Genomic DNA, 14,757 nt, shown 5'->3' with positions numbered 1-14,757 from the left:
AACAGCCAAGGAGAACATGATGACTGTAATAGCCCCCGACAAACACATCTGCGAACGCTTAATACAGCTTCGGCATCGGCTGTTGTCCAGTCCGCAGAAGATGGATGAATTTGAACGATCACCCGATTTATTTCTGGCTGAGTTGACCGAGTTGGGCGAAACAGGTAGTTCAGTGAGGCGTGCTGTAGTTGAAAGTCCCCGAGGTGTGCGATTCCTCACCCTTGATCACTGTGTGAGTTGGTTGAGTACAGGGAAGTCCGAATCTGATCCCGATGCGATCCCAGTACTGTATGTCGGTGTGGTTCTGGCTGCAATATATAACGTGGCAGTTATCGGTAATGTTGGGGTCTATCATCTGGCGGGCGCCAACATCGGTGTCGGTGCAAACGCCATTGCGCTCAAGAATGCGAAATATACCGGCGCGGTAGACACGCCTCTTCCGGCCGCGACCGACAAACGACTCACTCCACCGCCGATGCACTTCAGTGAGCTCTATATTGCTCATAGTCTTCATTCTCATTTTGTGGAACAGGGTGTCGGTGAATCACGAGAAAAACGATTGCTACGCCGTGCATTGTCTAAGTTCGACACTGACCGAGAAAATGAAATCACTGTGTCTTCCACGTATCGGGGAACTCATTTCAAGGTGACAGCAAGCTCAGATAACTCAACCCAAACTATCATCATCAATGATGGTTCAGTGGTGGTATAGCCTAGACGGAAAACTCATGGAATTGAAGAATGCTCCGATTGGGAGAGCGTCATACGATCCAGTATCTAATCACGGGAATGTCAGGCGCATTGCAATTGCGACAACTAACCGGTGCCAAGCACGTTGCGCACATTGCCTCATGAACTCCGGGCCAACAGGAACCGAGGAACTGACCGCATCAGAAATGATCGGTATAATTGACTATTATGCCAGCAATACACCGCTTAAGCTCGTTGCTTTCACAGGTGGCGAGTCCACCCTTCTAGGCGACTCCCTGCTTGAAGCAATATCTTATTGTTCCGAGCAAGGTATTATGAGTCGGCTCGTAACTAACGCTTCATGGGCGGAGGACCAAATATCGGCAGAGTCAACGGTTTTTGAACTACGGAATGCAGGATTGACCGAGATAAACTACTCAACTGACGACTTCCATTCGGTATGGATTCCGTTGGCCAACGTAAAACGAGCGTGGAATGCTTCGAAAGGACAGGGGTTCGAGACGGTCCTAATAGCTGTATGTAGTGGGCCTCGGAGCAAGATTACGCCGATGAGCGTCAGCGAGTTCCTAGGCGAGCAAATTCCGATTGTCGAGAGCCTGGACCGTGGTGACGATAATCTTCCTGAACCTGCCGAAGACGGAACTCGCTACCTAATTTCGCAGTCCGCCATATCACGACTTGGAAGAGGGCGACGTCTTCGATCGGAGTACTTCGGCAGTCATGAGGAATTTAATTTAAGTAAACTATATGGTGGCTGTCCTGCCCTAATGGATCCTCCTACAGTCAATGCTGACGGGACCGTGGGTGTTTGCTGCGGTACGAATACTGAACACAACTCGATCTTAACGATTGGAGACATCCAGGAGTTGATGAGCAACGGTTCATACGACGTCGACGAGTTTCAAGGTTTGATCCTACATGCGATACGAACTCTCGGCCCAACTTATCTATACCATTTAGCGACAGAAAGTGCGACGTCGGTAAGGCGCACGAAAGCCATGAGCGTATGCGAGATATGCGAGCGTTTGACTGGCGATAGGGCACTCATTGATGTCCTATATGACAAACGCGAACTTATTGAACAACAAATAGAACAGCATTACCGTGTGTGCAAACTATTCGGGTGGACCCGGGGACGATGCAGATGAGAAACTATGATTATGCGGAACTGAACAGCGTGATAGGCGAGGAGCTTTATGAGGCTTTGCTCCTGGATGGGTACATATCATTGATGAGCGATATAGACCTTAGGGTTTACCCACACACTTTGATAAAAGAGCAGTTGAGATGCTTTGACGGCGAACTACGAGCGGCCTGCGAATTGTTTTGCCTTGGGCGACGTGTCTCGTTGCGGTCCCTTTCAGAAGGCCTTCGTGACGCGGCGCTGAAGCTTGAACCTTCGGGTATCGTAAGGACGCTGGGCGAATCAATATGTACGAGTTCGCTGTCGCTGTACGTAATTCAAGGTCTGTTGTACTTCGCAGAGACGCCGGGCCCGTTGATTTCGCTATATTACGGCGAAGACTCAATTGCGTTGGCCACTCGGTTAGATTTGCTGCGTCCTCTGCGCGGAAAAGTGCTCGACCTATGTTCCGGGCCAGGCATTCAAGGTATATTGGCAGCCGCGCTAGGCTGCGACGTTACTGCGGTAGAGATTAACCCCGTAGCGGCGAGCGTGGCGCGCTGCAATGCGACTCTCAACGGATGCGTTGAGAAATATTGTGTGGTTGAAGCCTCGATAGATGATTTCTTCAGTTCGAAATCAGTTGGTGTATATAACCGGGTTTATGCCAATCCACCGCTGGTTCCAGTACCGGAGGGAATGCCTTACGCCTTGGTCGGGGCGGGCGGCGTAGACGGCCTCAAGATAACTAGGTCTATCATTGGGCACGCTTGTGACATCTTGGCCCCGGGAGGTGAATTGATAACGATCGGCCTGTCCGGCGGAAATGAACACGGCCCCTATGTCGCCGATGCTGTGGATTCTATTGTTTCTCAGACCCCTCTCCGAGCGGTATTGTCGGTGCTGTCACGTTGTCCGGTTGCGGCAGGCTCGAAATGGTTAGATCTTATTACTCGCTCGGTTGATGGTTACGCGCTTGAACGGGGGTACAGCGAGCCGCACGAAGTTATGTCTGCATACCACTCAGCAGGTATTTCTGAAGTGTACTCGTTTGCCCTGACGCTTATTGCGCCAGCTTGCACGGAAAAAGGAGAGCAGGTGCATGGCCTACACAGGTACATTGACTTATCAGACGCGCAATATGATGGCATACGGTGGTGGTTGGAGTAAACGCGTAGGCGAAGGTATATGCATGGCGAATGGCAAGAATTGAGCGATCATGTGGCCCATGAGCAAACATGAAGATTCGGTGATACGTCTGGTCGTTAGCAGTGCTCCTGCACATCTCGTCACACTGGCTGTCTTGACTATCATCATGTCGTCAATTCCTGGCGTTCAGATTACTGTCGTTAAGACGGTGGTCGACGCTGTCGCTTACTCTGCTGATCGTACTTTACTTTTTGAAGCGTTGGCGTTATTTTGTGGTTTGTTGACATTTGGCGTCATTTCACAGTGTGTTTTGGACTATATTGGTACGAGACTGTCGATCAGGTTGAGGGAACATATCAGCTTGCGGACTGTTGAGATTGCGTCGCTTCTTGAGGTTGAACAGCTTGAAGATCCTGCTGTTTTCGATAAGGTTCATCGAGCCAGCGGTGACGTGTCCGCGCGGATTTACGACATGGTGAGCGGAATTAGGGCTGGTATACAGGCGTTGCTGTCTGTCATTGGCGTCGGCGCAGTGATCGTATCGTGGAATGTAAAAATCGCGGTGTTGATTATGGTTGCTGCTGTTCCTTCGGGATTGGCCACTATTGGGATTGCTAAGGCCAAATATGCGCTCGACTACAAACGGGCGCAAGATGCGCGAAAGGCATCGTATATCCGATCACTGTTTTTCGATGTCCCGGCTGTCCGCGAGATGAAGGTGTTTGGCACGTCGAGGCGGCTGTTGGAAGATTACCGATGTCTGATGGTGTTGTTCGCCAAGCAAGATACCCGGTTAGCAAGGCATGCGCTGGTGATCACTTTGATTTGTGGACTATTGTCGGTTACTGCAAGTTGCGGCGCTATTGTAATCGCAGCATTTGAGGCTATCGTTGAATCGAAAGTGGGCGAGTTTGCCGGATTCGTCTCAGCGGTTAGTTCCATGACTGCGAGCGTACAAGCTGTGATTTCCTCTTTTAGTTCGGCATTCCAGTCGGGTTTGTTTCTCGTAAATTGGCGCGAGTTCACGGGCCTCGTGCGAAGGATTTCTTTACTTGATGACTCTGACATGCAGGGTCGCTCCGCGGAGTTTGATTTCGAGAGCGCGCCGCAAATACGATTTAGGAACGTTTGGTTTAGATACCCTAGTTCATCTACGGACGTATTGGAGGATGTCTCATTCGATGTTCCAAGCGGCAAAACGACGGCGATTGTCGGTGTTAGCGGCTCAGGTAAGTCAACCCTTATTAAGCTGATGTTGAAGTTCTATACTGTAAAACGCGGTCGGATATATTTCGACGACTTAAGTTTGGATGATATTCGACGTAATCATCTTTATGATGTAAGTTCTGTCCTTTTCCAGGACTATATGATGTACGAATTTAGTTTGCGCGAGAATGTTGGATTCGGGCAACTTGCGTTGATCGATGATGACTTCGCGCTCGCTCGTGCGATGACTAAAGCGGGAGTGTGTGGTGTTGGAAGTGTAAATGGGATTGGTCTTGATGATACTTTGGGTCGGTTGTTCGACGGTGGGGTGCAGCTGTCTACAGGACAGTGGCAACGGGTCGCTCTGGCGCGGGCGTTCTTGAAGAGTCCAAGGCTGTTGGTGTTGGACGAACCTACAAGTTCTTTGGATCCGCAGTCTGAACGCCAGATCTTCCGCGAGTTGTCTTCTCACGGCGATGATGTTACGGTTATATTGATTTCTCACCGTCCGTCGACGATTGCTTGCGCTGATCATGTTGTTTTTCTTGACAACGGTCGTGTTGTCGACGAAGGCTCGCACGACGAGTTGCTTGAGCGTTGTGAGGGTTATCGTGCTGTTTTTGGTGCGCATTGACTTATTCTTGTCCCTGGTCGTGCTTGCGGTTTCAGAGGGTCGGCAGAGTTGTTGGTTGGTTAGGTGGTTGTTAGGAGTTTGATGGCTTTGGCGGGTTTCCGGGTCATGGCCCGGTTGGCTGAGGCGACCCCGGTTGGCTGAGGCGACGCTGCTGGTGGTGGTGGTGGTGGTGGGGTCGTCGTAGAGGGTGCGGATGAGGCTGATGGCGAGGTTCCTGAGGGTGGCCATGACCTGGGGGCCGGCGCCGGTGCGCAGCTGGTGCCGGTCCTCATCAAAGGCGGGCGTCACGTACCCAGTGAACACGGTTCTCAATACCCCAATGCCCGCGGGTCCAGGCTGCTACTTGCTCGGGCCGGGCCTGCTCGGTGGGGACGGAGCAGACGAGGTAGACGACCTGCGTGGTGCGCCTGGTCTCCATCTGACCGTCGGGACGGCGCTTGGTGGTGGTGCGGGTGCGGCGTACCTGGAGGACCTGGGCGGCGCCGGGGAACTCAACCCAGGCGGGTACTGCTGCGGCTTTGATGGTGCGCCGTACCCTGCGCCCGTGACAGGTGTCCACCCCAGAGGTGGCGGGGACATCCTTCCAGGGCAGGGCCTTCAGCTTCGCTCTGAGACTGGGTTGGTTGCCCTTGACTGTCAGCACATAGTCGGCACCCCGGGAGATGATCCATTCGGCGGTCTCGTGCTGGGTGTGCAGCGCATCAGCGGTGACCACCGCGCCGGTAAAGGTCATGGGGCGCCAGCAGGTCCTTCAGGGCGGGGATCTCGCTGCTCTTATCTCGTACGCGCTGCCGGGCGAACACCGCCCCGGTCTCCTGGTCCAGAGCCGAGATCAGGTGCGGCGCCCAGCCGCCGTCACCGTCCCCGCTGCTGTTGTTGGTCTTGGCGCCGCGCATGGTCTTGCCGTCAACCGCGATCACCCGCCTGCCGCCTGTGGTGCCGGTGCGGGTGAACATCCACGACGCGATCCGAGCGTCCAGGTCATCTGGGTCCAAGGCTTGCAGGGTGCGGCGGATCGTCGACTCCGACGGCAGTGGGCGGCCCTGCCCTAGCCCCAGGTCGCGTAGCTGGCCGGGCGTCAGGTCCCGGGCGTGCTCCCAGACGGCCAGCAGGGTGCGACACCCGGCCAGCACCCCCACCGCCGCCAAAGCCAGCACAGTGCCCAGCCGGTGGCGGCGCCCGCGACGGTGCCGGGGGTCGGGGACCGTGGCGAACACCCCTGTCAGGGGCTGGCGCGACAAGGGCGTGGTGGTGGATGATGACACAGCGGCGCGACCTCTCCGGTTACGGGATTGTTTGCACCACCTATCGTCACCGGCGGGTCGCGCCGCGCCCGCACCAACACGCCGAAAACCCCTAACAACCCCCAACCCAGCCAACAACTTTGCCGAGCCCCTGGGCCACTGCTGCCAAGGCGTTCGCTCAGCTGATCGAGGAAGGGCTTCTCGTCAAGCGCCGAGGCCTTGGCATGTTCGTAGCTGAAGGCGCCCGTGAACGTCTGATCGCCGCCGAGTACACCGGATTCATTGATCAGACCTTCTCCGCGGTCGTCCGTCAGGGGCTTGCACTCGGTATCGACGCGAACACCCTCATCGAACACATCCGCGCCATTTCCGCCGAAGGCGCAACGGACCAGACCAAGGAGTGAATGATGATACACATCGACTCCCTCACCCACACGTACCGGGGTTCTAAGACCGCCGCACTCGACAACGTCTCCATGGACATCGCCGAGGGCTCGATCACCGGAGTGCTCGGCCCTAACGGATCCGGCAAAACCACACTATTCCACGCTCTTGTCGGTTACATCGAGCCGGCCTCTGGCGCCATCATCATCGACGGCCAGGAAACATCGCGAGACCAACGGATCGCCCTGGGGATGTATGCCGGCAACTACGCGGACTCCACTAGTGTTTCTGTTAGGTCCTTGTTGCGTCTGGCCAGTTGTCGGCCCACCTGGGACGAGGGCGGATTCGCCCGGCTCAGTGAGCGTTTCCAACTCGCGCTCGGCGGTAGCCTCGGCCAACGGTCTCAGGGCGAGCGCTCGCTCTTCGCGACGGCGATTGCTTTGGCCTGCGGCGCTCCGATCACAATGCTCGATGAGCCCACCGACGCGCTCGATGTTCCTACACGCATGGCGTTGACGGAGGAGATCATTCGCGCTTCCGCCGATGCTGCGGAGGCAGGGACTCCGCGTACGTTCTTGGTTGCCAGCCACCTGGTGTCCGAGCTGGAGTCCCTGATTGAGAACGTCATCGTTCTCTCCCAGGGCAGGGTCGTCTGTGCGGATACCGCCGAGCACCTGCGTGCCTACGCGCTGGCGCTTGTCGGTCGGCCCGAGGTGATCCATCGGATCCTCGAAGCTGACGCCGGGACCCGCATCCTCTCCGAGCGCCAACTCGGCCGTTTTGTTCGGATCGTCGCGACGGGGTTCACCGATGTCTGCCTGGACACCCTTGTCGCCGCTGATGTCGAGGTGCAGTCTCTGTCATTCCAGGACAGCTTCGTATCACTCATAGACCACAGCATGGCCTGATGATTTGCGTCGTCATGGTGGCGCGTGGCTGCAGTCGAGCAGCGGATTAAATCGTGGTTGGCTCGGCGTCGTCGGGCTTGCGGCCGGGTCGCTTGTCCGCCTAGGTCCACCTTTTCCCCAGATCAACTTAGGAGTATTACACATGACTATCGTTCCTCTTGGTTCCGGCCATAGCATTCTTGTGGATCGGGGGCTGCGGAGCAACTTGCTGCCGTTGCTCAAATATGCTCTCAGTGAGACGTGGTGGCTATGGCTGATGGCGGGTGTTGGAACGGTGTGCAGCGGATTGTTCAATTATGTGGTCCCAGCGCTGACCAATGGGGCTACTAGTCCCCTGGACGGTTTTGCTTTCGCGGCGAATTCAACCTGGTTCTTTGGGTGGACGCTCCTGCTATTCGTGAACGGCATGCTGCAGGCCACGTCTGCGATACCACACATGTCCTTGGCGGGGGTCGGACCTCGTACGATCCGCATCGTGCACTGCCTGAGCACGCTAATCACTGTTGCCGGAGCGCTTATAGTTTGGGCCATCGGCTTCCTGATCCTACCGACCCAGCTGCATTTCACCGATGGGACAACGCTGGACTCGTTGAAACTGGGCCCTGTGAGCGGGTGGACCTCCGGCACTTGGTGGCAGGTTGTCATTATGGCGTTCGTTTGGGCTGTGTTCGCCGCTTTCGGGCAGGCGTTGGGACATGCGTACAGACGAGGCCCTCGGCTCACGCTAGTGGTGGCCATGACATATGGGGTAATTCTCATCGCATGCGTCGGAGCCCTCGTTCTTTTCCTCACGGATGGTGGCAGTGTCATCACCCTGGCCCTGTGCTTGGTCGCGCTGTCGTCGATCATGCCGACGGCATGGGTGCTGGCGGGGGCAGGCCCGATCCGCTTCGCGCAGGTGGGGCGTGACTGACCCGCTGACGATGGCACCACTGGTTGGTCTGCCCCGACTCCTTGAACAACCGGCCAACCCATCCGGTCAGACCCGGGGCGTTGCCCGTCGGGCCATGCGCGCTAGCAGTGCCCAGAAGACCGCGCCGCCCGTCACGGCCCAGCCCAGCACCGGGCCGATGCCCGCCCAGTCCAGGCCGCCGCCGGTGGCGATCGCGCTCGAGCCAAGCGTCAGCGCCCGCGTGACCAGCGTGTAGGGCCACAGCCCCGCCAGCGCCTGCGTCTGGTAGGCGACCCCGATGCCGATCACCGCTCCGGCCAGTCCCAGCCCCACTGGGGCGGCGAAGGAGCGCATGAGCATGGACAGCAGCGACTGCAGGCCGACCAGTGGCACGGCCGCCACCACCGCCAGCAGGGTCGAGACCGCGAACCCGGCGGGTACGCCGCCCTCCAGGCGCAGGAGCACCAGCCCGGACAGCCGGGTGAGGGCCACCAGGAGCAGCTGCATGACGGCCACCGGCGCCAGGATTACCGTCGTCTTCGCCAGTGCGACCGTGGCCGGCGGGTGCGGCGTCGTGGCCATGTAGTTCCAGGAGGAGCCGCGGTGCTCGGGGCGCCAGGCCGCCGCCAGCAGCAGGGCGATTGCCACGGAGAAGAAGAACAGGCCGTAGAACAACGTCACCTGGCCGGTGAAGGACTCCCAGGTGGGCGCCAGCACGCCCTGGTTGACGGCGAAGTTGACCGACCCGGAGACGACGGCGAGCACCGGCAGCACCGCCACCACCCACCAGACCAGGGAGCGGCGCAGCTTGAGCGCCTCGGCGGCCAGCAGCGCCGGCCACGTGCGCCGGGCGGGCGGCGCGGTCGGGGCGGTCGGGGCGGGCAGGGGACGTGAGAACTGCTTGGCAGGCACGGGGATCACCTCTCGATCCGGTCGAGTCGGGCCGTGATGGCGTAGAAGCAGCCGACGGCCAGGGCCAGGAACCCGGCGATCCACCCCAGGGGCGGGCTGGCGACCGCGACATCGCCGCCGGCGGTGCCGGTCTGGGATATGGGGCAGATCAGCGCCCAGTATCCCCACGGCAGCAGGCGCGCCAGCCATGGCGGGGCGAGGAACAGGTACACGGCGATGAATGCGCCCAGCATGCCGGCGCCCACGCACAGGATCTGGTTGTCGAGCACGGCGGCGAGCAGGATGTGCAGCGCGCACATGGCCAGATCGACGGCGATCAGCCCGGCGGTGTATGCGGCCCACACCCCCGTAGACAACGGGACGGTGGTGCCGGCCATCACCGTCGCGCCCACCAGCAGCCCGGTCTGCAGTGCCAGCGTCGGCACCAGCACGAGCGCCAGGGCCGCGAGTTTGGCCCGGCACAGCCGTCCCGGAGTCAGCCCCGCAGTCGCCGACAGGTACCAGCCGCCGCAGGCATGTTCGATATCGGTCAGCCGGCTGGCCAGCACGGCCACCAGGATCGGGGAGAACAGGGCGTTGATCAGGGCGTACTGCAGCAGCAGCGCCTCCCAGGGGTGCAGTGCGGGATCGGTCAGCGTCTGCCTGGCGGAGACGGAGAGCGGTGCGGCGAACGCCGCCGCGGTCACGCCGAGCACGGACACGACCGGCATGGTGCGCAGGCGGTGCAGCTTGGCCAGCTCCAGGCGCACGGCTGTGGCGGGCGAGATGCCGGACATGCTCGCGTATGCGGCCGGTTGTGTGCCCATCACAGCGCCCCCGCCCCGCCGGTGAGGTCCATGAAGACGTCCTCCAGGCTGCGCGCCTCCCGCCGCAGCTCGTGCACGGGCACATCCGCCGCCACCAGGCGCCGCACCAGCTCTGCGGCGCCGTCGGGCGGAAGCCCGCTGATCCGCACCCCGGCGCCGGTCTCCGCTCCGGCCGGGGCGAGGGCGCGGCTTGCCCGGGCGCCGGCGTCGCGCCGGGCGCCGGCGAGCCCGGCCAGCAGCGCCGGGGTGAGCGCCTCCGGCCTGGGGGTGACGACCAGCAGGTCCGGCACCGAACGGCGCATGAGCTCGGCGCGCGTGCCCTGGAAGACGAGCCTGCCCGCCGACAGGATGCCGAGCACGCCCGCCATGCGGTCGATCTCGTCGAGCAGGTGGCTGGAGACCATCACGGTCACCCCCTGCCCCGCCAGCGACACCAGCAGGCGGCGGATCTCCTCAATGCCGGCCGGATCCAGCCCGTTGGTGGGCTCATCCAGGATCAGCAGTTCCGGCTGGCGGGCCAGCGCCATGGCGATCCCCAGCCGCTGCTTCATGCCCATCGAGTAGGTCTTCACCAATCGGTCCCGGTGACCGGTCAGACGCACCAGGTCGAGCGCCCGGTCCACCTGCGCGTCGGAAAGCCCGAGCATGCGCTGCACCAGGCGCATGTTCTCCGCGCCGGTCAGGTGCCCGTAGCCGGGCGGCTGCTCGATCATGGAGCCGGTGCGCGCCATGAGCCCGCCGCGACTGCGCCGATCCAGTGGGACGCCGAACAGGTTCACGCTTCCAGACGTCGGTGTCAGCAGGCCGAGCAACAGCTTCATGGTCGTGGACTTGCCGGAGCCATTGGGGCCCAGGAAGCCGTAGACGACCCCGCGGGGAATGACCAGGTCGAGGTGGTCGACAGCGGTGCGGGCGGCGGCGCCCCTGCCGAAGGTCTTGGTCAGGGCACGGGTGGTGACGACGGCGTCCGGGAACCGCACCGCGGCGTCGCCCCCGGTGGGTCCGGGGCGGGTGGGGGTGACTGTGTTCATGCCTTGCAGCATTCCCGCGCCCGCGGTCGTCGGCATCGGGCCCGGGGCGGAAGTTCGGGCGCGCTCGGTCACCGGACTCATACTCGGGTATGAAGACCCGACTCCCGCCGTGCCGCTACCGTCGCATACCGGACAGCGCTCCGTGGAGGGCGGGCCCCTTACGCAGGTGGGGAGAGGCGGGGATGAGGATGCGCGACGGCGAGGCAGCGGGGCGTGGCCGGTTGGCGTCGGCCGTGCCGGACAGCGGCGCGCGGCGGTGGCCGCCACGGGCGCGTCCGGGCGTGGCCGACATGCTGCTGGCCGTCTCCCTGGCCTATGTGTGCGCATGGAATCAGCCCATGATCACGGAGCAGCCGACCGGCGCTCTGCGCACCGCACTCGTCGACTCCGGTGCCTACGTCATCATCCTCGCCGTGTGCTGCGTGGCCATCGCGCTGCGCCGCCTCGCCCCGACCGCCGCCGTTGTCGCCGTCGGAGTGGCGCTTGCCGCTCACGTACTGATCTTCGACGGGCTCTCCATCCTCGCCATCGTCGCCTGCCTGGTGGCGGTGGAGACCTGCACGAGTCGTGTCCCGCGCCCCCACGCCTGGCCGCTGGTGGCCCTGGGCTACCTCGGTGGCGCGGCCGGCGCCCTGCGCGCGGACAAGGTGGTCGACCCGCCCACCCCGGGCGCTGAGCTGATCGTCCTCGCGGTGAGCTGGGCGTTCATCACCGTCGCCGTCCTGACCGGCCTGCTGCGCCGACGCGCTCGCGAGCGGATCGAGCAGGCCCTGGAGCGGGCAGAGGTACTGGCCGCCCAGCAGGAGGCCGAACGGCGTCTGGCCGTGGTGGCCGAGAGGCAGCGCATCGCCCGGGACGTGCACGACCTGCTGGGGCACTCGCTGTCCGTCATCGGCATGCAGGCCGAGGGCGCCCGGGCCGTCCTGGCTACCAATCCCGCGGCCGCCGCCGAGGCGCTGGCGGTGATCGGGCGGACGAGCCGGCGCTCCGTCTCCGAAGTGCACTCACTGGTCGACATGCTGCGCGCCGACGTCGGGGAATCCCCCTTGGCCCGGCCCTCGCCGCAGTCGGACGGGAGCGCGGCACCGGTCGGCTCGAGTCCGGGCCTCGACGACGTGCCACAGCTCGTTACGGGTGCGCGGCGGGCGGGCCTGCCGCTCACCCTCGACCTGCGCTGCGACGCCGAGCCGCCGGCCCCGGTGGGAGAGGCGGCGTACCGCTGCGTACAGGAGGCGCTGACCAACGTGATGCGCCATGCCGCATTTGCGCCGACCAAGGTCCGGGTGCGGGGCGAGGACGGCGGAGTCGATATCGTCGTCGAGAATGCGGAGCCCATATCGGCCGGAGGCGGTAACGCAGGCGTGCTGGACGACGACACCCGGCGGGGAGCGGGGCTGCAGACCATGCGCGAACGAGTGGTGGCGCTCAACGGCCGGTTGTGGGCCGGGGAGCGGTCGGAGGGCGGCTGGCGGGTGCACGTCACCCTGCCGGCGCCGCCGCACCTCACCCAGGCGCAGCCGGGACAGGCCGCATGAACGCCATCATCAGGGTCGCGCTGGTGGACGACGAGCCGCTGTTCACCGCGGGGCTGGCCATGCTGCTGGGGGCGCAGCCGGACATCGAGGTCGCCTGGCAGGCCGGCGACGGTGGCCAGGCGCTGCGGCGTGCGCAGAGCGATCCCGTGGACGTGATCCTGCTGGATGTGCAGATGCCGGGCCTCGATGGCCTGGCCACGACCCGCCGCCTGATTGAGGCGGGAGCTCAGGGCCGCATCGTCATACTCACCACCTTCGACACCGACGGCTACGTCATGGGTGCCATCGAGGCCGGCGCGGCCGGGTTCCTGTTGAAGAACACGGCCCCGGAGCGGCTGATCGAGGCGGTGCGCACCGTCCATGCCGGCGACTCGGTCATCTCGCCCGGACCGACGCGGCGGTTGTTGACCGCCGTACGCGCCGGCCAGGTGGAGCAAACCCGGATCCAGCCGCCGCCGCTGCCCGGTGGGCTCACCGAGCGGGAGACGGAGGTACTCGCGCTGGTGGCCCGGGGGCTGACCAACCAGGAGATCTGCGACCGGCTGTGGCTGTCCATGGCGACGGTGAAGACGCACATCTCCCACCTGTTGGCCAAGACCGGGGCACGCGACCGGGTGCAGCTGGTGCTACTGGCGCTGCGCACCGGCGTCGTCGAGCTTGATGAGCTGCTGGCTGAGACCGCGCCGTGAGAACACTGAGGTGAGCGGCTGACAGACTCAGAACAGTCCTCCGAAGATCCAGCCGAACAGTGCCTGGGCGTACAGCAGGCCGACCACCAGGTTGCAGAGCGTGCCGGCGAGGAACACCAGCACGGGCTTCCAGCCGGCCTCCCGCAGGGCACCGACGCGGAACTCCAGGCCGATCGACACGAAGGCCAGTGTGAAGCACAGGGTCTGGAGCGCCTTGGCGGAGGCCAGACCGGTGCTCAACCAGCTGCTCCCGTCCGCGACCAGGCCGGGCGCGGCGGCGGCAATGGCGGAGACCAGCACCGACGCGGCGATGAAGCCGAGAACGAACTTCGGGAAGCGCTGCCAGACCTCGCGCCAACCGGGGCGGGTCGCAGAGGCGGCGGTGCCGTCGGCGCCACGGCGGTCCACGCGCAGGGCGAACCAGAGGGACAGGCCCACGGCAACGAAGCCGATGAGAGCGTTCTGCGTCATCTTCACAATCGCGGCGAACTCGAGCACGTCCTCGCCGGCGACGGCCCCCGCGGCGGTCACCGCCGCCGTGGTGTCGATGTTTCCGCCGATCCAGGCCCCCGCCACCGGCGCGGACAGTCCCAGGAGGGCGGCGAGCCACGGCAGCAGGAAGATGCTCGGCAGGGCGAAGACCACGACGAGCCCGGCCGTGTAGGCGAGCTGCTCGCGCTTGGCGTTGACGGCGCCTGCCGCCGCCACGGCGGCCGAGACCCCGCAGATCGACAGTGCCGTGGCCAACAGGGCCTTGAGATGCGGCTCGACGCGCAGCAGGCCGGCGATCCACCAGGTGAACAGGAAGACCGTGGAGATCATGAGCAGGGCCTGAATGATCGCCGGTGCCGCCGCGGAGACGATCACGTTGATGTTGACGGTCGACCCCAGGAGTACGAGCCCCGTCTTGATGAAGAACTCGGTGCGGAACGCCGCCGAGAGGCGGTCGATGACGCCGAGCGCCGATAGGAGAGCATTGGCGGCGAAGCCCAGGGCGATGGCGTAGACGGGGAACTCGATCGACCCGGCGATTCCGCCGAACCAGGTGCCTTCGCTCCAGGCGGGGACGTGACTGTCCAGGTAGTCGACGGCGGCGCCCAGGCCGACGACGACGATGACACCGAGCAGCGTCCAGCCCGGGGAGGTGGCCTCCGGGCGGGCGTCCGGGGTGGGCTCGGCGTCGGGGCCGACAGCAGCGGGCGCGGGCGTGTTGACGCGGGCGGGAGCACTCATCACAACCACCCCGAGATGTTCGGGATGATGCCGAGCAGGGCCAGGCCGAGCAGGGCGAGCCCGGTGATGGTGGCGACCCAGTCCTCGCTCAGGGAGAACTTTCCGTCGCCGTCGGGCGGGAGGACGGTGGTGGGTGGTGCGTCCACGTGGCCGTCCGCGGTCTTGGTATTACGGCCCGTGTTACTGGTAGGGGGCATGGGCAGACCTTTCGGGTACTGCTGCGTACACGTCAGGACCTGCCCCGACAATTGGGGCCCGTTAGAGGGACAGACACAGGAGGAGTCGTCGGCAGGCACCTGC

16 protein-coding genes are annotated in these 14,757 nt (G+C 62.9%); 9 read left to right on the top strand and 7 right to left on the bottom strand.

Annotated elements, in window-relative coordinates; translation table 11 throughout:
• Positions 1–16 precede the first annotated feature (16 nt).
• Genes E4J16_RS07940 through E4J16_RS07925 form a run of 4 tightly spaced genes read left to right on the top strand, consistent with a single transcriptional unit; the run spans position 17 to position 4,823 of the window.
• Positions 17–712 (top strand): RING finger protein, encoded by a 696-nt coding sequence (locus E4J16_RS07940; RefSeq protein WP_136193159.1) that lies wholly within the window; start codon positions 17–19, stop codon positions 710–712.
• Positions 690–1,859, top strand: coding sequence for a radical SAM protein (locus tag E4J16_RS16225; protein ID WP_136313712.1), 1,170 nt, complete (start codon positions 690–692; stop codon positions 1,857–1,859). The genes E4J16_RS07940 and E4J16_RS16225 overlap by 23 nt, the downstream gene beginning before the upstream one ends.
• Entirely contained in the window at positions 1,856–3,004 is a 1,149-nt protein-coding gene (locus E4J16_RS07930) for a methyltransferase (RefSeq protein ID WP_168708136.1), read from the top strand. Before E4J16_RS16225 ends, E4J16_RS07930 begins: the two co-directional genes overlap by 4 nt.
• A 58-nt stretch (positions 3,005–3,062) precedes the next feature.
• The gene (locus E4J16_RS07925) at positions 3,063–4,823 is read left to right on the top strand and encodes an ABC transporter ATP-binding protein (RefSeq protein ID WP_168708137.1); all 1,761 of its coding nucleotides are present in this window, start codon (positions 3,063–3,065) and stop codon (positions 4,821–4,823) included.
• 271 nt (positions 4,824–5,094) lie between these two features.
• Here E4J16_RS07925 and E4J16_RS15730 read toward each other — a convergent pair whose 3' ends face one another.
• Both E4J16_RS15730 and E4J16_RS15725 read right to left on the bottom strand, forming a co-directional pair.
• The gene (locus tag E4J16_RS15730; protein WP_240038069.1) at positions 5,095–5,556 is read right to left on the bottom strand and encodes an ISAs1 family transposase; all 462 of its coding nucleotides are present in this window, start codon (positions 5,554–5,556) and stop codon (positions 5,095–5,097) included.
• On the bottom strand, positions 5,525–6,088 hold the full coding sequence (locus tag E4J16_RS15725) for a transposase family protein (protein ID WP_240038068.1): 564 nt from the start codon (positions 6,086–6,088) through the stop codon (positions 5,525–5,527). The genes E4J16_RS15730 and E4J16_RS15725 overlap by 32 nt, the downstream gene beginning before the upstream one ends.
• A gap of 119 nt (positions 6,089–6,207) precedes the next feature.
• Here E4J16_RS15725 and E4J16_RS15720 point away from each other — a divergent pair, with 119 nt between their 5' ends.
• From E4J16_RS15720 to E4J16_RS07905, 3 genes are all read left to right on the top strand, one after another.
• Positions 6,208–6,471, top strand: a complete 264-nt coding sequence (locus E4J16_RS15720) for a GntR family transcriptional regulator (protein ID WP_240038067.1) — start codon at positions 6,208–6,210, stop codon at positions 6,469–6,471.
• Positions 6,472–7,359, top strand: coding sequence for an ATP-binding cassette domain-containing protein (locus E4J16_RS07910; RefSeq protein WP_136193163.1), 888 nt, complete (start codon positions 6,472–6,474; stop codon positions 7,357–7,359).
• A gap of 142 nt (positions 7,360–7,501) precedes the next feature.
• Entirely contained in the window at positions 7,502–8,272 is a 771-nt protein-coding gene (locus E4J16_RS07905) for a hypothetical protein (RefSeq protein WP_136193164.1), read from the top strand.
• Positions 8,273–8,338: 66 nt separating this feature from the next.
• Here the strand turns inward: E4J16_RS07905 and E4J16_RS07900 are convergent, their stop codons facing one another.
• Genes E4J16_RS07900 through E4J16_RS07890 form a run of 3 tightly spaced genes read right to left on the bottom strand, consistent with a single transcriptional unit; the run spans position 8,339 to position 11,000 of the window.
• Positions 8,339–9,163 carry an ABC transporter permease gene (locus E4J16_RS07900; protein WP_240038066.1) on the bottom strand — a complete coding sequence of 275 codons (825 nt, stop codon included), beginning with the start codon at positions 9,161–9,163 and terminating at the stop codon, positions 8,339–8,341.
• A 5-nt stretch (positions 9,164–9,168) separates the two neighbouring features.
• Positions 9,169–9,969, bottom strand: a complete 801-nt coding sequence (locus tag E4J16_RS07895) for an ABC transporter permease (protein WP_204519768.1) — start codon at positions 9,967–9,969, stop codon at positions 9,169–9,171.
• Entirely contained in the window at positions 9,969–11,000 is a 1,032-nt protein-coding gene (locus tag E4J16_RS07890; protein ID WP_136313710.1) for an ABC transporter ATP-binding protein, read from the bottom strand. Before E4J16_RS07890 ends, E4J16_RS07895 begins: the two co-directional genes overlap by 1 nt.
• A gap of 290 nt (positions 11,001–11,290) precedes the next feature.
• Here E4J16_RS07890 and E4J16_RS07885 point away from each other — a divergent pair, with 290 nt between their 5' ends.
• Both E4J16_RS07885 and E4J16_RS07880 read left to right on the top strand, forming a co-directional pair.
• Positions 11,291–12,535, top strand: a complete 1,245-nt coding sequence (locus E4J16_RS07885) for a sensor histidine kinase (RefSeq protein WP_240038440.1) — start codon at positions 11,291–11,293, stop codon at positions 12,533–12,535.
• A gap of 5 nt (positions 12,536–12,540) precedes the next feature.
• Positions 12,541–13,224 carry a response regulator gene (locus tag E4J16_RS07880; protein WP_204520022.1) on the top strand — a complete coding sequence of 228 codons (684 nt, stop codon included), beginning with the start codon at positions 12,541–12,543 and terminating at the stop codon, positions 13,222–13,224.
• Between the two features lie 27 nt (positions 13,225–13,251).
• Here the strand turns inward: E4J16_RS07880 and E4J16_RS07875 are convergent, their stop codons facing one another.
• Complete coding sequence (locus E4J16_RS07875) at positions 13,252–14,457, bottom strand: YeiH family protein (protein ID WP_136193168.1); 1,206 nt, start codon at positions 14,455–14,457, stop codon at positions 13,252–13,254.
• A complete protein-coding gene (locus E4J16_RS07870) occupies positions 14,457–14,654 on the bottom strand; it encodes a hypothetical protein (RefSeq protein ID WP_136313708.1) in 198 nt (65 codons plus the stop codon). The genes E4J16_RS07875 and E4J16_RS07870 overlap by 1 nt, the downstream gene beginning before the upstream one ends.
• Between the last annotated feature and the right edge of the window lie 103 nt (positions 14,655–14,757).

It is taken from the genome of Actinomyces procaprae, assembly GCF_004798665.1.
Classification (GTDB): Bacteria; Actinomycetota; Actinomycetes; order Actinomycetales; family Actinomycetaceae; genus Actinomyces; species Actinomyces procaprae.
The sequence above is the reverse complement of the archived record's forward strand: the minus strand, read 5'-3'. Positions and strand labels throughout refer to the sequence as shown.